The sequence below is a fragment of the Actinoallomurus purpureus genome (assembly GCF_024055795.1).
Taxonomy (GTDB): Bacteria; Actinomycetota; Actinomycetes; order Streptosporangiales; family Streptosporangiaceae; genus Actinoallomurus; species Actinoallomurus purpureus.
This window is the reverse complement of sequence record NZ_JAMXMY010000009.1, coordinates 79043-98689: the sequence shown is the minus strand read 5'-3', so window position 1 is coordinate 98689 and position 19647 is coordinate 79043. Positions and strand designations below refer to the sequence as shown.

Genomic DNA, 19647 nt, shown 5'->3' with positions numbered 1-19647 from the left:
CGAGGGGCCGGGTGAGCAGGGCGGGCGGCCCCTCCAGCGGGATGCCGATGCACAGATACCCCGGTTTTCGAGAGACCCAATCACCGGCACACCGCGCGCCGCGCGATCTGACAGAGAGAAGTGGTGGCACCAGTGCAGATGGCACGTTTCGAAGGCAAGGTGGCTGTGGTCACCGGCGGCAGCCGGGGCATCGGCGCGGCCGTCGCGAGGCGACTGGCTGCCGAGGGAGCCGCGGTGACCATTGGTTACCGGGGCAACAAGACGGCGGCGGACGCACTCCTCGCCGACCTCACGGCCGACGGGAGCCGGGCAGTCGCCGTGCAGGCCGACGCCGCCGACCCGGATCAGACGTGGGCGTTGATCGAGCGGGCGGTGGCCGAGTTCGGCCGACTGGACGTGCTCGCGTCCTGCGCCGGTATCGAGCATTTCGATGCCTTGGAGAACATCACCCCGGCCGACTTCGACCGTGTCTTCGCCGTCAATACGCGTGGGCAGCTGTTCGCCGCCCAGCACGCCGCCGCCCGCATGCGCGAAGGTGGCCGGATCGTGCTGACCTCCTCGGTCAGCGCTTCCATGGCGGTGTTCGGCCACACTCTGTACGCCGCCAGCAAGGCAGCGGTGGAGTCGATGGTGCTGAACCTGTCCGCTGAACTCGGGCAGAAGGGGATCACCATCAACGCGATCGCCCCAGGCGGCACCGCAACCGACATGGCCGCCGAGCACGCGGCCAGCTACCTGCACCCCGAGCTGTCCGGCAAGATGTCACTGCCCGAGTGGCTCAACGTACAGGTCGCGCTGAAGCGGCTCGCGGAGCCGTCCGAGGTGGCCGCCGGATACGCCTTCCTCGCCTCCGACGACGCGGCCTACATGACCGGCCGCACTCTTCAGCTCGATGGCGGGATGTTCTGATCAGCCCGTGGGCATCGAACCCGCTGTTACAACTCGTTCCGCAGCCCCGAAGGTGCTGCGTCAGTTGAGACTGCCGGCTCGCCCGGACTGATCTGGAACCAGCGCCAGCTGCTCCATGCCCTGCGCGTGACTTATCCGGACGTGTGGTCGAAGTGGAGTTTCGTGGTGATGCGGTAGCGGTCGCCGCGGTAGGCGGACTGGACGTATTCGATGGTGCGCCCGGTGTCGTCCTGAGTGGTGCGTTCGACGCACATGATCGGGAAGTACGGTGTGACGTCCAGCAGGTCCGCCTGTTCGGGGTTGGTGACGCTCGGTTCCAGTGTCTGGACCGCCTCGGTGACGTTGATCCCGTACCGCTCCCGCAGCAACTGGTAGAAGTTCCCCGTCTCCATGTCCTGCGGAGCGAGCCCCGGGACCAGGACCGCCGGGAGCTCGAGGCGTTCGATCGCGATCGGCTCCCCGTCCACCAACCGCACCCGCGTCACCCGCAGCACCTCATCGTCCGGCTCGACGCTCAGCCGCGACGCCCGTGACCAGCCCGCCGGCGCGATCGTGAAGGCGACCACGCGGCTGATCCACGTACCTTCCGCCGGAGGGACCGCCAAGCCGGTGCTTCCCGGCAGCTCCTGTGTGATCTTCTGGGGGCTGGTGAACGTGCCGCGGCCGTGCTGGCGGACCAGGAGGCCCGACCGGACGAGTTCGTCGATGGCCGCGCGGATGGTCGGGCGGGACACTCCGAGCTCGTTGGCGAGATCGCGTTCGGACGCCAGGCTCGTTCCCGGGCCGGCCTTCTCGATCACGTCGAGGATGTGGCGGCGGACCCGGTCGCGTTTGGGGGTCGACGGCGTACGGGGGGATCTCTGCCCGGTGCTGGTCACGCCCCCATAGTCTCAACAAGACGGTCGCCCGGGCCGTACGAGAACCGTCGTACGGCCCGGGACCGGCCTGAATTCAGTTCGGGACCGTGTCGGTGAAGTGGGTGCCCGCGCTGTAGTAGCCGTTCACGGCGCTGGTGACCTGCGCCGGCGTGAGCGCGCCGGACGCGTTGTGGTACACCCAGTTGACCTTCTCGTTCCACGTACGCGCGCCGCTGAACGGGAGGTCGATGAACCACTCGTTGAAGTCGATGGTCATCTTCTCGCGCGGGTAGTACTTGCCCGTGGTGGAGAAGTAGACGTTGCCGTCGACGTAGTACGTCACGGTGCCGCCCGCCACCGTCATCTGCAGCGTGTGCCAGCCCTGCAGGCTGGAGATGACATTGTGCGTCTGGCGGTCCATGGCGTCGGCGCTGTACCAGGTGGTCGTGTACAGCGTCGGGCCGGGCGCGCCCCAGCCGCCGTTCGGCAGGTACTCATTGTCGAGCTCGCTGTAGAGCGAGTCGTCCGGCGTGATCGTGTAGAAGGTCTCGTTCACGTGGTCGCCGTTCGGACCCGTGGTCGGGGCGTCGTTGAAGTACACGCGCGCCGCGTACGTGCCCTCGAAGAACTTGCGCTGGACCGTGTCGATCTCGGCCTGGGTGGTTCCGCTGGTCGTGCCGTCGGTGGTCGCCGCCAGGTTCATGACCTTGCCGCCCTGGGCGGTGGAGTCCGACGGGAAGCTGAAGGCGTTCGCCGACCAGGTGCCCTGGATGCCGGGGCCGCCCCCGCCCGTACGGATCGACCACCCGTGCGCGCCGAGGTTCGGATCGGACGGGCCGGTGTAGTGGAAGTCGTCGAACAGGACGCCGCTGCCGCTCGGTGGCGGTGACGTCGGCGGCGTCGAGGTCCCGCCCGGGGCGGTCCCGGAGACGACGGTGCCGTTCACCGACAGGGTGACGGTGCCGGACGGGCCGTACGAGGTCTGGTTCTTGAACGAGTAGTCGTTGGCCTGGTTCACCTGCTGCCAGTCCTGCCGGTTGATCCGCAGCTGTAGGTCGCCGGTTGACGCGCCGGGCGCCAGCGAGCCGGCGCTCGACCCGAAGGCCACCTCCAGGTAGTGGTCGGCCGTTGCCGGGCCGCCGCTCAGCGCGCCGACCGTACCGGAGATCTTGGAGCAGCCGATCACCGCCCATTCGCAGGTGTAGACGTACGGGACGGTCGTGTCGGCGCTGAAGTAGTAGCGGATCGCGACGCCGGACAGCGACGCGGGCGACGAGCCGGTGTTGACGACCTGGAACCAGGGCTCGATGTCCCCGGCTGTGGCTCCTGTCTCGGTCGTCCGGTACTGCAGTTGGAGGCTTGAGGCCGCCTGGGCCGGGCCGCCGGTGAGGACGCCGGTCGTCACGACGGTGGCGCCGAACAGGCCGAGGGCGGTCAGCAGGGCAGTGAGGCGACGTTCAGGTGCGAGGCGTCTGAGGGCGGGGTGAAGCCGCATGGTTCTCCTTGCGTGGCGGGCGGACATGGCCGGCCCCGCCGCCCGCGGCCGGGGCGCCGGCCGGACGCGGGCGGACGGCACCGTACGCGCGTCCCCCAAGGGCAAACGAAGACACCGCGTACGGTCAGCGACCTGACCAACGGTCAGTTCTATGGTGGCCGATGGCCATCAAGATGAACGCCGCCTATCGGCCTGTCAACCCTCAGTTCGCCGCGCTTTAGCCGCATTTCTCGGGCAAGAGACGCCGCAGCCCAGGGAGCCAGAGCGTCGGCGATCTTCCGTCATTGACATGACCAATGGACAAGTGTCACGATCTGGCGCACCGAGCGCGGGGGCGCGACCGGCCGACGCCGGAGCGGTGAGCTCTGGCCATCCAGGAGGGATCGACATGCACAGACGTGTTTCGGCCGCGTTGGCGGCGAGCGTCGCGCTCGCGTGCACCGCCACCGCGTGCGGCGGAGATGGCGGCACCGCCTCCACGCCCGCCGCGAAGATCGCCGGGCCGGGTTCCGGCACCGGAAAGACGCTCACCGTCTGGTACATGGACGGCGATCTGTCCGACGCCGCGGTCAAGGCGATCAACACCGAGTTCACCAAGGCCACCGGCGCCTCGGTGAAGGTGCAGATCCAGGAATGGGACGACATCAACACCAAGATCACGACAGCGCTGGCCCAGAACGATCCGCCGGACGTGCTCGAGATCGGCAACACCGACGTCCCGCTGTTCGCCGCCGCCGGGGGCCTGTCGGACATCTCCGCCGTGCAGAAGACCATGGCGCAGGGGCAGACCTGGCTGCCCGGGCTGGTCGGACCCGCGACGGTCGGCGGCCGGCTGTACGCCGCGCCGCTCTTCGCGGCCGAGCGCGCCGTGGTCTACAACAAGAAGATCTGGTCCAAAGCCGGGGTCACCAAGCCGCCGGCCACGTTCGCGGAGTTCACCGCGGACCTCGACAAGATCAAGGCGGCCAACCCGGCGCCGGACTTCTCCGCGTTCTACATGCCGGGCCAGTACTGGTTCGGCGGCGTGCAGTTCGTCTGGGACGCGGGCGGCGAGTTGGCCACCAAGAACGGTGACAAGTGGACCGGGGCGCTGGAGTCGCCGCAGGCCCAGCGCGGGCTGGCGGCCTGGAAGCAGTTCCAGAACACCTACTCCACGCCCGCCTCGCGCAACCTGTTCAACCTCACCCCGGACTACAACGCGGTCTTCGCCCAGGAGAAGACCGCGGCGATCCTCAACACCAGCGTGAACTCCATCCTCAAGATCAAGCCGTCGCTCAAGGGACAGCTCGGCACGTTCCCGCTCCCCGGCGCCGACGCGGGCACCACCCAGCCGGTCTTCCTCGGCGGCTCGGACCTGGGCGTCGCGGCCAAGAGCCCGAACCGGGCCCTTGCCCTCGCCTACCTCAAGGCCGCCACCAGCACCGCCGTACAGACGAGCGCGATCGCCGGGATCGACGGCTGGACCCCGGTCTCGTCCCAGCTCATCGACCAGACCGCCGGGTCGCGCCCGGAGCTGTTCAAGGCGTTCTCGTTCGCGGCCAAGCGCAGCGTCGCGACGCCGGCGAGCCCCGGCTGGGCGACGATCGAGAGCGACAAGTCGCTGCAGGCCTTCTTCGGTGACATCTCCACCGGCAAGACGCCGATCGCCGACGCCGCGAAATCCTTCGATCAGCACCTGAACCAGGCGCTGAACGCATCCCAGTGACGCGCATGGAGACCTTGGCCGCGCGGGCGACCGTCGTGCCCGAGGCCGCCGCGCCCCGGGCCCGGCGCCGCCGCTCCGCGCTGCCGTACGTGCTCCTGGCCCCGGCCGCCCTGGTCCTCGCCCTGGTCATCGGGTACCCGCTCGTACGGCTGGTGCTGATCTCCTTCCAGGACTACGGGCTGCGGGCGCTGTTCAGCGGCCGGACGCGGTGGACCGGGTTCGCGAACTACACCGCCGTCCTCCACGGCGACGAGATCGTCCCGATGCTGGTCCGCACCGCGCTCGTCTGTGTGGCGATGGCGGGCGGCACCCTCGTGATCGGCACGGGCGTCGCTCTGGCGATGCGCGCGCTGGGCCGGCGGATGCGGACGCTGGTCACGTTCTGCCTGATCGCGGCCTGGGCGGTGCCGAATGTGGCCGCGACGATGCTGTGGACCTGGCTGTTCCAGCCGACGTACGGCGTGGTCAACTGGCTGCTCCGGCTCGGGCAGTACGACTGGACCGCGCACACGGTGTCCGCGCTCCTGCTGGTCTGGCTGCTCGTGGTCTGGCAGTCGGTGCCGTTCGTCGCGCTCACCCTGTACGCCGGGCTGTCGCAGATCCCGGGTGACTACTACGAGGCCGCCGCGCTCGACGGCGCCGGGTACTGGACGCGCTTCCGCGTGATCACGGTGCCGTTCCTGCGGCCGATCCTGCTGCTCGTCACCGTCCTGTCGGTGATCTGGGACTTCAACGTGTTCAACCAGATCTGGCTCCTGACCGGCGGCGGCCCGGACGGCGGGACGACCACGCTCGTGGTCTGGTCGTTCCGCCGGGCCTTCGCGAGCCAGTCGTACGGGCAGGGCGCCGCGATCGCCGTCCTCGCGACCGCCCTTCTCACGGCATTGACGTCGTATTACGTGCGCCGGCTGGTGCGGGCGGGAGAAGCATGGTGAGAAGAGTCCGGCCGGCCCGCGTGGCGCTGAACACCGGAGCCGTTCTTTTCTGCGCCGTCTGGATGTTCCCGGTCTACTGGATGGTCAACACCGCGCTCAAGCCGACCGGCGACACGCTCAGCCCGACGCCGAAGTTCCTGCCCTTCCCGATGAGTCTTGCTAATTTCGCCGACGCGGTGCGCAAACCGCACTTCGCCGACTACCTCGTCAACAGCGTCATCGTCACCGGAGTGGTCGTGACACTGTCCGTCGTGGTCGCCTTTCTCGCGGCGACCGCACTGACGCGCTTTCGTTTCTTCGGGCGCCGCGGATTCCTCATCGGGATCATGGTGATCCAGATGATCCCTGGGCCGGCGCTGCTGATTCCGCTGTTCCTGAGCATGAAGAGCCTGAACATGCTCGACACGCTGATCGGGCTGATCGTCACCTATTCGGCGTTCGTGCTGCCCCTCACGATCTGGGTGATGCGCGGATTCCTGCACGGCGTACCGGTGGAACTCGAAGAGGCCGCGATGGTCGACGGGGCGAGCCGGTTCACCGTGATCCGCAAGGTGCTGCTCCCGCTCGTGATGCCGGGCATCATCGCCGCCAGCGTCTTCTCCTTCATCGTCGCCTGGAACGACTACATCTACGCGTACGTGATGATGAAGGACCAGTCCCGGTACACCTTGCCGGTGTGGCTGGCGTCGTTCTCCACCAACATCGGCACCGACTATGGCGGGCTCATCGCAGGATCGACATTGTTCGCACTGCCCATCGTGGTCTTCTTCATGCTCATCCAGCGCCGGCTGGTCGTCGGAATGACCGCCGGGGCCGTCAAGGGATAGCCCTTTTCGAGAAAGGCCATTGTGATAATTCCTCGCCCCGCCGAACTCACCGTCCACCCCGGTGAGTTCGTCATCCCCGCGGCCCTCCACCTCTCGGCCGGACCGGGCGCCGCGCGCGCCGCCGACCTCCTGGCCGGCTACCTGGGCGACCGGCCCCGCGCGTCGTACGGGCCGGCCGTCCGCGTGGAGATCGCGCCGGCCGACCTCCCGTACGAGGGGTACCGCCTGGAGATCTCCCCGCCCGAGGTCCTCCTGACCGCGCCCGGCGAGGAGGGGCTCTTCCACGGTGTCCAGACGCTGCGCCAGCTCCTGCCCCCGGCCGCGCTGGATCCGGCGTCGGCTCCGCCGGACGCGTGGCGGTGGCCGTGCGTGACCGTGCGCGACGCGCCACGGCTGCCGTGGCGGGGGGTGATGCTCGACGTCGCGCGGCACTACATGCCGCTGGAGTTCCTCGAGGAGTTCATCGATCGGCTCGCGCTGCACAAGCTCAACGTGCTGCACCTGCACCTGACCGACGACCAGGGCTGGCGCATCGAGATCGAGGGGCTGCCGCGGCTGACCGAGGTGAGCGCCTGGCGTACGGCGTCCATGGTCGGCCCGGCGGGCAGCACGCGCTTCGACGGGATCCCGCACGGCGGCTTCTACTCCCAGCACCGGCTGCGCGACCTGGTGGCGTACGCGGCCCGCCGCGGCGTGACCATCGTCCCGGAGATCGAGATGCCCGGCCACGCCCGCGCGCTCCTGGCCGCCTACCCTCACCTGGGCAACCGGCCCGAGGTGAACCTCCCGGTCTGGACGAGCTGGGGGATCAGCGAGGACATCCTCGGGGTGCACGACGAGGCGCTGGAGTTCTGCCGCACGGTGCTGGCGCAGACGGTCTCGGTCTTCCCGTCCCGGTACGTCCACATCGGCGGCGAGGAGTGCCCGACCACGCAGTGGGAGACCAGCCCGGTGGCCCGCCGCCGCGCCGCGGAGCTGGGCTTCACGACGCCGGCCCAGTTGCACGGCTGGTTCCTGCGGCAGATGCAGGAGACGCTGACCGAGCACGGCCGCCGCGCCGTCTGCTGGGACGAGGCGGAACAGAACGGCGAACTGCCCGCCGACATGACCCTGACCGCCTGGCGCGACCCGGCCCACGGCGTACGTTCGGTCGAACGCGGCCACCAGGTGATCATGGCGCCGCACCGGTCGACGTACCTGGACTACGCGCAGAGCACCCATCCCGGCGAGCCACCGGCCCAGCCCGACGTGGTCACGACGGTCGCCGACGTGTACGGCTTCGACCCGCTCGCGGGCGGCCTGCCGGTCGCCGATCCGGGCAACGGGGGCCGCCCCGGTGTGCTGGGCACCCAGGCGCAGCTGTGGACGGAGTTCGCGCCGACCCCGGACCACGTCCGGTACCTGACGTTCCCGAGGCTGTGCGCCCTGGCCGAGGCGGCGTGGAGCGAGGGCACGCGCGACTACGAGGAGTTCCAGGGCCGCCTGACGGTTCACCGGGAACGTCTGCGGGTACTCGGCGCGCTTCCCGGGCGGGGCGCGGCGTGACCGCACTGAACGGGACGCGCCGTCCGCCCACCGCCAAACGCGACCGGGTCCGCCGCCACATCCTCGACGTGATCGAGAAGGCCGGCCCGGGAACGAGCCTGGCGTCCGAACGCGAACTGGCCGTGACGCTGGGCGTGTCCCGCCCAACGGTCCGCGCGGCCATCGAGGAACTCGCCCGTACGGGCCTGCTGGTCCGCCGCCACGGCCGCGGCACGTTCACCCGCCCGCACAAGGTCACCCAACAGCTGTCCACGACGGTCGACGGCCTCGGCGTCCCTCCCGCGAAGGGCGACTGGACGAGCCGCGTGGTCGCCTTCACGATCGCGCCGGCGGGCTGGTCACGGGCGTCGCGGCTGAGCGTCGAGCCGGACGATGAGGTGCTGCGGGTGACGCGGGTGCGGTTGGTGGACGGGGAGCCGATCGCGATCGAACGCCTCGAGCTCCCGGCGGTCCTGGTCCCGGGGCTCGCTCCGCAGGACATGGAGACGGGGAACTTCTACCAGTTGCTGCGGGAGCGGTACGGGATCAACGTCACCGAGGCGGTCCAGACACTGGAACCGAGCGTCACCAACCCCGAACAGGCGGACCTGCTGGACGTCACACCGTACTTCCCGATCATGTGCGTCGAACGCACCACTCAGGACGACACCGGGCGCACCATCGAATACGTCCAGTCCGCCTACCGCGGCGACCGCTACCGCATCACCACGAAACTCCACTTCGACCACACATCCGGATAAGTCACGCGCGGCGAAGGAGTGCCGTGGTGTGGACGGCCAGTACGACCAGGCCGAACTCACCCGCCGTGACGACCCGCCTGGCGTGGAAGAGTCCGCGACCGCGGGCGGCGGTCCCGTCAGGGCCTGAGTCCGCGAAGCATCTCTGGACGGCTCATGACACGGGCTCCTGGGGAAACGGCGGGCGCAGCGCCGGTTCGTCCGCCGTGAAGAACTGCCGGTCGAGATGGTCGATGGCGTAGTCGATGGCACCGAGCACGACGCACTCGTCGCCGAGCGTCGAACCACGTAGCTCGGGGATGCGGAGGCAGACGGCCTCCAGGCGGGCGCGCAGCGGCGGGAGCAGAACGTCGGCCGAGCGGGAGAAGCCACCGCCCAGCACCACGATCTCCGGATCGAGCAGGAGCACCGCGGCCGCCGTGCCGATGGCCAGCTTCTCGGCGTACCGTTCGACCGCCTCGCGGGCGATGGGGTCGCCGTTCCGCGCGGCCGCGAGCGTGTAGCCGGCGGCGTCCTCGGGTGGCATGCCGGCGGGGACGATCCCGGAGTCGTTGAGCTCCTCCGGCGCGGTGAGCCAACCGGCCTCGGGCAGCATGACGATCTCTCCCGCCGCCGCCCCGAAGCCCCGGTGGAGTTTGCCGTCGATGATGAGTCCGGTGCCCATGCGCCGTCCGACGTGCAGGAACACGACGTCGCGCGACCCGCGCGCCACCCCGCGCCGCGACTCGGCGAGCGCGGCGAGGCGGCTGTCGTTCTCCACCAGCACGTCGCACGGGAACATCTCCTGCAACGACGCGGCCAGGTCGAGGCCGTTCCATGCGGGGATCGCGGCCGAGAGCTTGATGTGGCCCTGCGTGTCGACGAGCCCGGTGGTGCCGACCGCCACCGTCCACAGGTCGGCCGTGGTCAGGCCGCTCAGGCTCAGGCAGCCGGAGACCGTACGCTCGATCGTCGCCATGCGCTCGCCGAGCGGTGCGTCCGGCCGGGCGGCCTGCCGGGTCTCGGCCAGGACGTTGCCGTCGAGGTCCGCGAGCGCCGCCCGTACGTTGTGCGCTCCTATGTCGATGCCGACCAGGTGACCGCCGTCTGCCCGGAACCGGTAGCGCCTGGCCGGTCTGCCCATCGTCCCCGGCGCGGGTGGGACCTCCTCGACCCAGCCCAGCTCCATCAGTTCGTCGACGACCTCCTTGGTGGAGGGCCGGGACAGCCCGGTGAGTTCGGCGAGTGCCGACAGCGTGACGGGTCCGTTGCCGCGCAGCGCCTTGATCGCGGACAGGGAGTTGAGCTGCCGGAGCCTGGACAGATCGCCGCCTCGCGACGGGATGTTCGACATTGGAAGCTTTCCTCTTTAAATCCGGGCCTGTTTCGATCATAGACCTGTCGAGTATGCCCGTACACAGTCCTGTCGGCGAAAAAATCGACCTTGTGTCGGTTGGGGCTGAGGTGTACTAATGATGGACTCCTTAATAATAAGCGGAGGAGACCGTCTGATGCCGTTCACCGACGTCGGAGAGCTCTGTGCCCCCGGCCAACCGCTGATCTTCGAGTTCGGGTGGCAGTCGTGGAGCCCGACCGGCACGTACCGTCTCGATGAGACGCCGCCCAGGGCCGCCGACCAGAACATCCAGCTGATCTGCTATCGCCCGGAGACGCCGGTCCCGGACGGTGCGTTCCAGGGGGAGGGCCTGATCGCCGTGGATCCCGGGGACGGCGCCCCGATCTCCGTCTGGTCGGCGCCCGACCCGACCCGGGTGCCCTCCATCCGCGTGCGGCGGCACGGCGACCGGCTGACGGTCTCCGCGGACGGCCCGGTACGGCATTGGGAGCACGAGGGCCACCTCGACGCGGCGCTGCGGCGGTGGGCGGTGGAGATCGCGGAGGGGTACGCGCCGTCTGCCTACCCGGCCGTGCCGCCCATGTGGTGCTCCTGGTACGGCTACTGGGACAAGGTCACCGACGCCGACGTCATCGAGAACCTCCGGCTCGCGGAGCGGCATGGCGTGGACGCGGACATGTTCCTCATCGACGACGGATACGAGGCCGAGATCGGCGACTGGCTGGAGCTCCGCCCCGGGTTCGGCTCGCTGGAACGTGCCGTCGGCGCCATACGTGAGGCGGGGAAACGGGCGGGCATCTGGGTCGCCCCGTTCCTCGCCGGCCGCCGCAGCCGGATCTTCCGTGAGCATCCCGACTGGCTCGTCGAGGGCGCGCACGCGGGCGTCATGTGGGACCAGGAGCTGTCGGTCCTGGACGTCACCCACCCGGACGCCGCCGAGTACCTGATCCACGTGTTCCGGTCCCTGAGCGAGCTGGGCCTGACCCACTTCAAGCTCGACTACCTCTACGCCGGGGCGCTGGCGGGCCGGCGGCACGAGGACGTCGACCCGATCGCGGCCTACCGGCGGGGGCTGGAGCTGATCCGGATGGGGGCGGGGCCCGGCGCGACCGTGCACGCGTGCGGCGCTCCCATGCTGCCGAGCATCGGACTGGCCGACATCATGCGGGTCAGCCCGGACACCGCGCCGCAGGTCCACCCGAAGGCGGGCGACGTGAGCCAGCCGTCGCAGCTCGGGGCCCGGCTGACCGGTGCGGCGCGTGAGTTCCTGCACGCCAGATGGTGGGTGAACGACCCGGACTGCATCATCGTCAGGCCGCAGGTCGAGGCGCGCGAGGAATGGGCCGCGCACATCGACGCCACCGGCGGGCTGCGAGGGGCGAGCGACCCGATCGCCGCCCTGGACGCGTGGGGTCTGGAGACGACCAGACGGCTCATGGTCCCCACGCGGACGGACCCGTCGTGATGGAGAGCGCCGACGGTGTTCGCGGCCGCGTCTCGTCGCCGGCGGAGCCCGGCGACGCCCGCGGACCGGTCTCACTCGCCGAGAGGACATCGGTCCCCGCGTCACCCGCCGGGTACCGCCGCCGGTGGCTCGCGAACTGGTACGCCTACCTGTTCATCGGGCCGAGCCTGTTCGGCGTGCTCGCCTTCCTCCTGCTGCCCCTCGTGGTCGTGCTGGGCCTGAGCCTGTTCCACTGGGAGTTGCTGTCCGACCCGACCTTCGCCGGCCTGGCCAACTACCGGCGGCTGGCAGCCGACGGTGACGCCTGGCACTCGCTGTGGCGGACCGCCGTCTACGTGCTGCTGTGCATCCCGCTGCAGACCGTCCTCGCTGTGCTCCTGGCGCTCCTGCTGAACCAGCGGGCCAAGGGCATGCGGTTCTACCGGGCGCTGTTCGTGGTGCCGTGGATGGCCACGCCGATCGTCCTCGGCCTGGTCTGGACCTGGGTCTTCGACCCGCGCGACGGTGCGCTGAACCGGCTGCTCGACCTGGTCGGCGTCGCCGGCCCCAACTGGCTGTCGGACACCACGTGGGCGCTGCCGGCGATCGCGCTGGTCAACATCTGGCAGTACACGGGCTACAACATGCTGTTCTTCCTCGCCGGGCTGCAGGGCATCCCCCAGGAGCTGTACGACGCGGCCGCCATCGACGGCGCGACCCCGGTCCGGCGCTTCTTCAGGGTCACCCTGCCGCTGCTGAACCCGACGATGTTCTTCGTCATGGTCACGAACCTCATCGGGGCGTTCCAGATCTTCGACACGGTCTACGTGATGACGAACGGCGGGCCGAACCAGAGCACCGAAGTGCTCAATTTCAAGATCTTCGAGATGGCCTTCCGGCAGTTCGACTTCGGCTACGCCTCGACGCTGTCCACGTTGCTCTTCGTCGTGATCCTCGCGGTGACGCTGGTGCAGGTCCGGTTCTTCAGCAAACGCACAACCTACGACCTGAGCTGAGGAGGGACCAATGCTCAAGCGCATACTGCTGCACGCCACGCTCGTCATCGGCGCCTTCGTGTCCGTCTTCCCTTTTCTGCTGGTCGTCCTGACCGCGCTGAAGACGCAGGGCCAGCTCGGCTCCACCGAGCCGTGGCTGCCCGGTATCCCGCCCACCTTCGCCAACCTGTCGAAGCTGCTGAGGTCCGGTTTCCCCGGCTACGTCGCCAACACGCTGCTGATGACGGCCGCGCTCACCGCCGGCCAGCTGGTGTTCACGACGTTCGCGGCGTACGCGTTCGCCCGGCTCCGCTTCCGCGGGCGCGACGTGCTGTTCTGGCTGTACGTGGCCACGATGATGGTGCCGAGCGCGGTCACGATGATCCCGCTCTTCCTCATCATGCGCGACGTCGGCCTGGTCAACACGTGGTGGGGGCTGCTCGCGCCGTACATCCTCGGCACACCGTACGGGATCTTCCTGATGCGGCAGTACTTCCGCAGCCTGCCCGCCGGGCTGGAGGAGGCGGCGCGTATCGACGGTGCGGGACCGCTCACCATCCTGGTGCGCATCCTGCTCCCGCTGTGCCGTCCCGCGATGGGCACGCTGGCGATCATCACGGTGATCTCGTCGTGGAACAACTTCCTGTGGCCGCTGATCATCACCAGCAGTGACGACACCAAGGTCCTCACCGTCGGCCTCGCCGGGCTGAAGGGCGGCGTCGGCGTCGACCAGAACGTGATGATGGCCGGCGGCCTCATCGCGCTGGCCCCCATGGTCACGATCTTCATCGTCTTCCAGCGATACATCGTCCGCTCCGTGGCCCTCACCGGCCTCAAGTAAGAGAGGTCAGCACACCCATGCCCTCCACCCGATTCCGCTGGGCCGCGGCTCTCCTCGGCGCGGCGTTGCTCACCCCCCTGGCCGCCTGCGGCGGTTCCGGCGCAGGCCCCGGAGACAAGGTCACGCTCACCTACCGGCTCTGGGACGATCAGCAGAAGGTCGGCTACGAGAAGGTGATGGCGGCCTTCGAGAAGGCCAACCCGAACATCCATGTGAAGATCGAGCTGCTCCCGTACGACCAGTACTGGATCAAGATGACCGCCGACGCGGTGGCGGGCACCGCGCCGGACGTGTTCTGGATGCAGACCAACCAGTTCCCCGAGTTCGTGACCAAGGGCGTGCTGGCGGATCTGTCCCCGCTCAAGCTCGACACCGCCAAGTACCACCCGAACGTCGTCGCGGCCTACACCTACAAGAGCAAGCTGTACGGCGTACCCAAGGACTTCGGCGTCGTCGGCCTTCTCTACAACAAGAATCTGTTCAAGAAGGCCGGTGTCCAGATGCCGGCGAACCTCACGTGGGCGCCCGACGGCTCCGGCACGCTGCTGCAGGTCGCGCGCAAGCTGACGGTCGACGCGAGCGGCAAGCATCCCGACCAGCCCGGCTTCGACCCGAACAAGGTCCAGCAGTACGGCTTCGCGTCCTGGGACCACTACCAGACCCAGTGGATGAACTGGGTGAACTCCAACGGCGGCAAGCTGATGGATCGGCCGTTCGGCAAGTACACCTTCAACGACAACGCCTCGGTGCAGGCCCTGCAGTTCGGCGTCGACCTGGTGAACAAGTACCACGTCTCACCGCCGGCCGCCCAGACCAACCCGCCCAGCGACAAGATCAACGAGATGTTCAAGCGCGGTGAGGTGGCGATGTTCCCCGCCAACAACGCGCTGCTTCCCTTTGTGACTCCCGAAGCCCACTTCGACCTCGGCGTCGCGTCGATGCCACAGGGGCCCGCGGGCCGCTCGGTGAACCTCAACGGCCTGTCGGAGGCCGTCTACTCCAAGAGCAGGCACAAGAAGGAGGCCATGAGGCTGGCGAGCTACCTCAGCACGGCAGAGCCGCAGAAGATGATGGCCGACCAGGGTTACATCTTCCCCGCGCTGAACGGCCTCTCCCAGGGCTACGTCGACTACTGGCGCAAGAAGAACATCGACGTCTCCCCGTACCTCGAAGAGTCGAAAGGCACCACGTTCAACCTGCCGATCACCACCGGCTTCACCGCCTTCGAGCCGAAGCTGATCCGAATCTTCAACGAGATGTACCTCGGCAGGCTCGCCGTCAAGCAGGCAGCCGACCAGGCCGTCCAACAGGGCAACGCACTCGTCAAGTAGGAGATCTAATGATCACCCGGCGTTCCTTCTTCGCCGGGGGCGCGAGTCTGGGCATCGCCGCCGCACTGGGTTCCTCACCCGTGCGCGCGGCGACCCGCCGCGCCCCTCTGTCGGATGTCTTCCAGCTCGGTGTCGCCTCCGGTGAACCCGCTCCCCATGGCGTCGTGCTCTGGACACGCCTCGCCATGGATCCCATCGCCCTCGACGGGCTCGGCGGCATGCCCGACCGGCCCGTTCCGGTCCGGTGGCAGGTGGCCCGGGACGAGGGCTTCAAAAGGATCGTGCGGCGGGGCGAGGAGATCGCCCGGCCCGAGGACGCGCACAGCGTGCACGTCGAGGTGGGCGGCCTCGAACCCGGCGCCGAATACTTCTACCGCTTCAGGGTCACCAACGAGATATCCCCGGTCGGGCGTACGCTCACCGCTCCCGCCCCGGGCACCCACAGCCGGGACCTGCACCTTTCCTTCACGTCGTGTGCCGACTACCAGCTCGGCTGGTTCACGCCGTACCGGAGGATGGCCGAGGACCACCCTGACCTGATCGGTTTCGTCGGGGACTACATCTACGAGTACGGCGACTACAAGAACGCAGTGCGCGATCAGGCCGGCGGCGAGTGCTTCGACCTGGCCGGCTACCGGTTGCGGCACTCCCAGCACAAGGCCGATCCCGATCTGCAGGCGGCCCATGCCATCGCGCCATGGGTCGTCGTCTTCGACGACCACGACGTGGAGAACGCCTGGGCGGCCGACGTGCCGGAGCAGCCCGATCCGCCGTTTCTCCCACGCAGGGCCGCCGCGTTCAAGGCCTTCTACGAGAACATGCCGCTACGCCGCGCGCAGAAGCCCGTCGGACCGGCGCTGCACCTCTATCGCAGCCTGCGCTGGGGCTCGGTCGCCAACCTGCACATGCTCGACACCCGCCAGTACCGGGACTTCTACGCCTGTATCGGCAAGTCGGGCATGATCGGCGACGACTGCACCGAGCGCCTCGCGCCGAACCGCACGATCCTGGGCGACCAGCAGGAGGCCTGGCTGAGGAGAGGGCTCGAACATTCCCGCGCCACCTGGGACGTGCTCGTCCAGCAGGTCTTCCTCATGCAGATGGACTGGTCCAACGGTCCGGGCGTCCAGTATTCGAACGAGGGCTGGGACGGTTACGCGGCCAGCCGCAACCGGGTGGCGGCTGCCATCGACGACCACAAGCGCAACGGCGTGGTGCTCACCGGCGACGTGCACTCCCACTGGGCCGGCGAGATCAAACGCGACTACCAGAACCCCGAGTCCAAGTCCGTGGCCGTCGAGCTCGTCACGACCTCGGTGACATCGGCCCGCGACGGCCTGGACGAGTACCCGAACACCAAGGTGCTGCTGTCCGAGAACCCGCACGTCAAGTTCTTCAACGGCCGCCGCGGCTACGTACGCAGCGTGCTGTCCAAGGACGCGATGAAGGTCGACTTCCGCTCGGTCGGCTACGTCAGCCGGCCGGACGCCCCCGCCTACACGTCGGGTTCCTTCGTCATCGAGCCGGGCACCCCGAGCCTCAACCCGGTCTGACGGGATCACCCGCGAGCAGTGAGGAGATAATGATCATCCCGAAGCCCGTTCGGTTCGAACCCCGGCCGGACCGCTTCGTCCTCGACCGGCACACCTCGCTGACCGCCGACCCGGCATTCGGCGAGGTGGCCGCCTGGTCGAGAGGCGAGCTCGGCCCGGTCACCCGTGGTGAGCTGCTGCCGGGACCGGGCCCGGGAATCACCCTTTCCGTACGGGAGATGCGGCCGGAGGCGTACCGGCTGTCCATCGACGCCGAAGGCGTGCTCGTCGAGGCCGGCGACACGGCCGGGGCGTTCTACGGCGTACAGACGCTCCGTCAGCTACTCCCGGCCGAGGCGTTCAGGAAGGCGACCGCAAGCCGGGAGCTCGCGCTGCCCGCCGTGCGGATCGAGGATCGGCCGCGCTTCGGCTGGCGCGGCTGCCTCCTCGACGTCGCCCGGCATTTCATGCCGAAGGCCGATCTGCTGCGGTTCATCGACCTGATGGCGATGCACAAGCTGAACGTCCTGCACCTGCACCTCACCGATGACCAGGGCTGGCGGCTGGAGATCAGGCGCTATCCGCGGCTCACCGAGGTCGGCGCGTGGCGCACGGAAAGTCAGATCGGCTGGAACGGCGTCATGGACGGCCGTCCGCACGGTGGCTACTACACCCAGGACGACATCCGGGAGATCGTCGCCTATGCCGCTCTGCGCCAGATCATGGTGGTACCCGAGATCGACCTGCCCGGCCACGCCCAGGCGGCCATCGCCGCGTACCCCGAGCTCGGCAATCTCGGCACCCCGCTGCAGGTCGCGACCACGTGGGGGATCTGCGAGAACGTGCTCAACGTCGAGGACAGCACGATCAGGTTCTTCCAGAACGTGCTGGACGAGGTCATCGACCTGTTCCCCAGCCCCTACATCAGCATCGGCGGCGATGAGTGCCGCAAGGACCAGTGGCGGGCGAGCCCGGCCGCGCAACGCAGGATCGCCGAGCTCGGCCTGCGCGACGAGGATGAGCTGCAGAGCTGGGTCATCCGCCGCTTCGCCGGGCACCTCTCCTCCCGCGGTCGCCGGCTGGTCGGCTGGGACGAGATCCTGGAGGGCGGTCTGCCGGCAGGAGCCGTCGTCGCCTCCTGGCGCGACGATCACGGGGCGGTCATCGCCGCGCGAGCCGGACACGATGTGATCACCTGCCCGAACATGTCGGTCTATCTCGACTATCGGCAGGCGCCCGGGGAAGAGGAACCGACACCGTTCGGCACCGTGCTCACCCTCGACGACGTCTATGCCTTCGACCCGCTCCCCGCCGCGCTCGCCGGCGACCAGGCCGCCCGGCACATCCTCGGCTCGCAGTGCTGCCTCTGGACCGAGCTGATCGATTCCACACGGCATCTCGACTACATGGCGTTCCCGCGGCTCGCGGCGTTCGCGGAGACGGTATGGAGCCCCCCCGAGAAGGACCTGGCGGGCTTCCGTCACCGGCTCGCCGCTCACCTGCCCCGCCTGACGGCGCTGGGCGTGGAGTATCGCCCGGACGAAGGGCCGCTGCCCTGGCAGCGCCGGCCGGGCGTACCCGGACGGCCCGAGGACACGACCGAGTGGCGGGCCACCATCAGCGAATGGACCCGCAACATCCGCCGACCCTGATTTCGCCGGACCGCCTCGGCCCGGCTGACGGCCCGCCTGGCCGCCGACTCCACCAGCTCCGGGATCGCATAAAGTGAGGGCCCGCACACGACGGAGCCAGGGCGATGGAGTGGAGTACGGACGACCTGCGGCTCATGGAGCCGCGCGAGCGCGCTGCGTTGATACGGGCACTGGCCGAGTTGGCCGAGGAGGATCCGCTGGACGATCCGGGCCACCGCAAGGGGCGCCGGCTCTTCATCGCGGTGACGGTCGGATCGTGTGTGTGGATGATTCCCTGGATCGTCTATCTGGCCTTCACCCTGCCCGGGAACCACACGGCTGATCAGTGGTCCGCGACGTGGACGGGCTTCGACATCGCCCTGCTGGCGGCGTTGGCCGGCACCACGCTGGCGACCCTGCGCAAGCGGCAGGTGGCGATCGTCGGCATGCTCATCACCTCCACGCTGCTGACCTGCGACGCGTGGTTCGACGTCATGTTGTCGTGGGGTGCGGACGAGTTCCCGCTCAGTGTCGTGACCGCGCTGTGCGGTGAGCTGCCGCTGGCGGGGCTTTGCTTCTATGCGGCCCGCCGGTTGATCCGCCTGACCGTGCACGCGGCGTGGATCCGCAGCGGCCTGACCGGGGTGGAGCCACCGCTGACCCGCATCCGGCTCTTCACACTCATCGACCCCAGGCAGGGCCGCCCGTCCGGGCGAATCTCGGACCGGAAGCCGTGACCGGACGTACGGGCGGCGAAGAACTCATGCGCAATGCCGCCGCAGACCGGCCGTCGCCGCGGCGACGGTCCCCCGGCGAGCGCAGCGGTCAGGAGGCGGGGACGGAGAGGCCGGCGGCGAGGTGGCCGAACGCTTGGTCCATGAGCGCTTGCAGGCTCTCGATCCCCGTTTCCGGCGTCCAGGTGGTGAAAGCCGCGCGGAAGACTGACCCGGTCGCTGCCGCGAGCAGCCGCGGATACAGGCTGCCCGCCGGGCACCCGATGCGATCGGTGAGGGTGTCGGCGAGCCTGGTCTCAAGGCGGAAGATCGCGTACACAATCTTCGCCCTCAGTTCGGGATACGCGCTGTACAGCTCCTTGCGTTCGGGCCAGCCGGTCTGTGCGGCGAAGCTGGGCATGGTGTCGTCCATCGCCCGGCGTATGGCTGTGAACGGTGGTTCGTGCGACGGCCGCGCGGCGAGGTTGGAGGCGAATTCCTCGGTGAGGCGCTGGTCCCAGGCAATGACCGCCGCCTCCTTGTTCTCGAAGTAGTTGAAGAAGGTCCGGCGGGAGACTCGGGCGGCTTCGCAGATGTCGTTCACGGTGACCGCCGAGGGGCCGTGCTTCAGGAAGAGGCGGATCGCGGCGGCGCGCAGGGCCTCGCGAGTCTCGGTCTTCTTACGTTCACGAAGTCCCGTGGTCACGCCCTGCATGTTGATCAAGTCCTCTCACGGCCGCCGAGGGCCAGCGTACTCACGACGGGTCGGCTACACACCCGTATTATTGCATCAGTGCAAAAATTGCTAAGGTGA

The 19647-nt window shown here is 68.8% G+C and carries 17 protein-coding genes; 13 read left to right on the top strand and 4 right to left on the bottom strand.

Annotated features, from left to right (window positions below; all coding sequences use genetic code 11):
* The first annotated feature begins 138 nt into the window (after positions 1–138).
* A complete protein-coding gene (locus NE236_RS18250) occupies positions 139–909 on the top strand; it encodes an SDR family NAD(P)-dependent oxidoreductase (RefSeq protein ID WP_252843217.1) in 771 nt (256 codons plus the stop codon).
* 131 nt (positions 910–1040) lie between these two features.
* Here the strand turns inward: NE236_RS18250 and NE236_RS44535 are convergent, their stop codons facing one another.
* Together NE236_RS44535 and NE236_RS18240 are read right to left on the bottom strand one after the other, a co-directional pair.
* The gene (locus NE236_RS44535) at positions 1041–1787 is read right to left on the bottom strand and encodes a GntR family transcriptional regulator (protein ID WP_252843216.1); all 747 of its coding nucleotides are present in this window, start codon (positions 1785–1787) and stop codon (positions 1041–1043) included.
* A 73-nt stretch (positions 1788–1860) separates the two neighbouring features.
* On the bottom strand, positions 1861–3261 hold the full coding sequence (locus NE236_RS18240; RefSeq protein WP_252843215.1) for a cellulose binding domain-containing protein: 1401 nt from the start codon (positions 3259–3261) through the stop codon (positions 1861–1863).
* A 388-nt stretch (positions 3262–3649) separates the two neighbouring features.
* Between NE236_RS18240 and NE236_RS18235 the strand changes: the two genes are divergently transcribed.
* From NE236_RS18235 to NE236_RS18215, 5 genes are read left to right on the top strand one after another with little or no spacing between them, the layout of a single operon-like run.
* Positions 3650–4966 carry an extracellular solute-binding protein gene (locus NE236_RS18235; RefSeq protein ID WP_252843214.1) on the top strand — a complete coding sequence of 439 codons (1317 nt, stop codon included), beginning with the start codon at positions 3650–3652 and terminating at the stop codon, positions 4964–4966.
* A 5-nt stretch (positions 4967–4971) separates the two neighbouring features.
* On the top strand, positions 4972–5901 hold the full coding sequence (locus NE236_RS18230; RefSeq protein ID WP_252843213.1) for a carbohydrate ABC transporter permease: 930 nt from the start codon (positions 4972–4974) through the stop codon (positions 5899–5901).
* The gene (locus NE236_RS18225; RefSeq protein ID WP_252843212.1) at positions 5895–6728 is read left to right on the top strand and encodes a carbohydrate ABC transporter permease; all 834 of its coding nucleotides are present in this window, start codon (positions 5895–5897) and stop codon (positions 6726–6728) included. The genes NE236_RS18230 and NE236_RS18225 overlap by 7 nt, the downstream gene beginning before the upstream one ends.
* A gap of 21 nt (positions 6729–6749) precedes the next feature.
* Positions 6750–8273, top strand: a complete 1524-nt coding sequence (locus NE236_RS18220; protein WP_252843211.1) for a beta-N-acetylhexosaminidase — start codon at positions 6750–6752, stop codon at positions 8271–8273.
* Positions 8270–9013, top strand: coding sequence for a GntR family transcriptional regulator (locus NE236_RS18215; RefSeq protein ID WP_252843210.1), 744 nt, complete (start codon positions 8270–8272; stop codon positions 9011–9013). The genes NE236_RS18220 and NE236_RS18215 overlap by 4 nt, the downstream gene beginning before the upstream one ends.
* 151 nt (positions 9014–9164) lie before the next feature.
* Here NE236_RS18215 and NE236_RS18210 read toward each other — a convergent pair whose 3' ends face one another.
* Positions 9165–10343, bottom strand: a complete 1179-nt coding sequence (locus tag NE236_RS18210; RefSeq protein ID WP_252843209.1) for an ROK family transcriptional regulator — start codon at positions 10341–10343, stop codon at positions 9165–9167.
* 157 nt (positions 10344–10500) lie between these two features.
* Here NE236_RS18210 and NE236_RS18205 point away from each other — a divergent pair, with 157 nt between their 5' ends.
* The 7 genes from NE236_RS18205 to NE236_RS18175 all read left to right on the top strand — a co-directional run bounded on the left by NE236_RS18205 (position 10501) and on the right by NE236_RS18175 (position 18857).
* Positions 10501–11811 carry a glycoside hydrolase family 36 protein gene (locus NE236_RS18205; protein WP_252843208.1) on the top strand — a complete coding sequence of 437 codons (1311 nt, stop codon included), beginning with the start codon at positions 10501–10503 and terminating at the stop codon, positions 11809–11811.
* Positions 11811–12806, top strand: a complete 996-nt coding sequence (locus NE236_RS18200; RefSeq protein WP_252843394.1) for a carbohydrate ABC transporter permease — start codon at positions 11811–11813, stop codon at positions 12804–12806. Before NE236_RS18205 ends, NE236_RS18200 begins: the two co-directional genes overlap by 1 nt.
* Positions 12807–12816: 10 nt before the next feature.
* The gene (locus NE236_RS18195; protein WP_252843207.1) at positions 12817–13626 is read left to right on the top strand and encodes a carbohydrate ABC transporter permease; all 810 of its coding nucleotides are present in this window, start codon (positions 12817–12819) and stop codon (positions 13624–13626) included.
* A gap of 17 nt (positions 13627–13643) precedes the next feature.
* Positions 13644–14957: an ABC transporter substrate-binding protein gene (locus NE236_RS18190; protein ID WP_252843206.1), complete on the top strand. Its 1314-nt coding sequence runs from the start codon at positions 13644–13646 to the stop codon at positions 14955–14957.
* An 8-nt stretch (positions 14958–14965) separates the two neighbouring features.
* Entirely contained in the window at positions 14966–16510 is a 1545-nt protein-coding gene (locus NE236_RS18185) for an alkaline phosphatase D family protein (RefSeq protein ID WP_252843205.1), read from the top strand.
* Between the two features lie 29 nt (positions 16511–16539).
* Positions 16540–18141 carry a beta-N-acetylhexosaminidase gene (locus tag NE236_RS18180; protein WP_252843204.1) on the top strand — a complete coding sequence of 534 codons (1602 nt, stop codon included), beginning with the start codon at positions 16540–16542 and terminating at the stop codon, positions 18139–18141.
* Between the two features lie 104 nt (positions 18142–18245).
* A complete protein-coding gene (locus NE236_RS18175) occupies positions 18246–18857 on the top strand; it encodes a hypothetical protein (protein WP_252843203.1) in 612 nt (203 codons plus the stop codon).
* A gap of 88 nt (positions 18858–18945) precedes the next feature.
* On the opposite strand, the gene NE236_RS18170 is transcribed toward NE236_RS18175, so the two are convergent.
* Positions 18946–19548, bottom strand: a complete 603-nt coding sequence (locus NE236_RS18170) for a TetR/AcrR family transcriptional regulator (protein ID WP_252843393.1) — start codon at positions 19546–19548, stop codon at positions 18946–18948.
* Positions 19549–19647: the final 99 nt, after the last annotated feature.

Excerpts from the sequence above, each read along its gene's own strand:
- NE236_RS18250 (WP_252843217.1), top strand. The coding sequence starts at position 139 with ATGGCACGTTTCGAAGGCAAGGTGGCTGTGGTCACCGGCGGCAGCCGG.
- NE236_RS18240 (WP_252843215.1), bottom strand. The coding sequence starts at position 3,261 with ATGCGGCTTCACCCCGCCCTCAGACGCCTCGCACCTGAACGTCGCCTC.
- NE236_RS18235 (WP_252843214.1), top strand. The coding sequence starts at position 3,650 with ATGCACAGACGTGTTTCGGCCGCGTTGGCGGCGAGCGTCGCGCTCGCG.
- NE236_RS18230 (WP_252843213.1), top strand. The coding sequence starts at position 4,972 with ATGGAGACCTTGGCCGCGCGGGCGACCGTCGTGCCCGAGGCCGCCGCG.
- NE236_RS18225 (WP_252843212.1), top strand. The coding sequence starts at position 5,895 with ATGGTGAGAAGAGTCCGGCCGGCCCGCGTGGCGCTGAACACCGGAGCC.
- NE236_RS18210 (WP_252843209.1), bottom strand. The coding sequence starts at position 10,343 with ATGTCGAACATCCCGTCGCGAGGCGGCGATCTGTCCAGGCTCCGGCAG.
- NE236_RS18205 (WP_252843208.1), top strand. The coding sequence starts at position 10,501 with ATGCCGTTCACCGACGTCGGAGAGCTCTGTGCCCCCGGCCAACCGCTG.
- NE236_RS18200 (WP_252843394.1), top strand. The coding sequence starts at position 11,811 with ATGGAGAGCGCCGACGGTGTTCGCGGCCGCGTCTCGTCGCCGGCGGAG.
- NE236_RS18195 (WP_252843207.1), top strand. The coding sequence starts at position 12,817 with ATGCTCAAGCGCATACTGCTGCACGCCACGCTCGTCATCGGCGCCTTC.
- NE236_RS18190 (WP_252843206.1), top strand. The coding sequence starts at position 13,644 with ATGCCCTCCACCCGATTCCGCTGGGCCGCGGCTCTCCTCGGCGCGGCG.
- NE236_RS18185 (WP_252843205.1), top strand. The coding sequence starts at position 14,966 with ATGATCACCCGGCGTTCCTTCTTCGCCGGGGGCGCGAGTCTGGGCATC.
- NE236_RS18180 (WP_252843204.1), top strand. The coding sequence starts at position 16,540 with ATGATCATCCCGAAGCCCGTTCGGTTCGAACCCCGGCCGGACCGCTTC.
- NE236_RS18175 (WP_252843203.1), top strand. The coding sequence starts at position 18,246 with ATGGAGTGGAGTACGGACGACCTGCGGCTCATGGAGCCGCGCGAGCGC.
- NE236_RS18170 (WP_252843393.1), bottom strand. The coding sequence starts at position 19,548 with ATGCAGGGCGTGACCACGGGACTTCGTGAACGTAAGAAGACCGAGACT.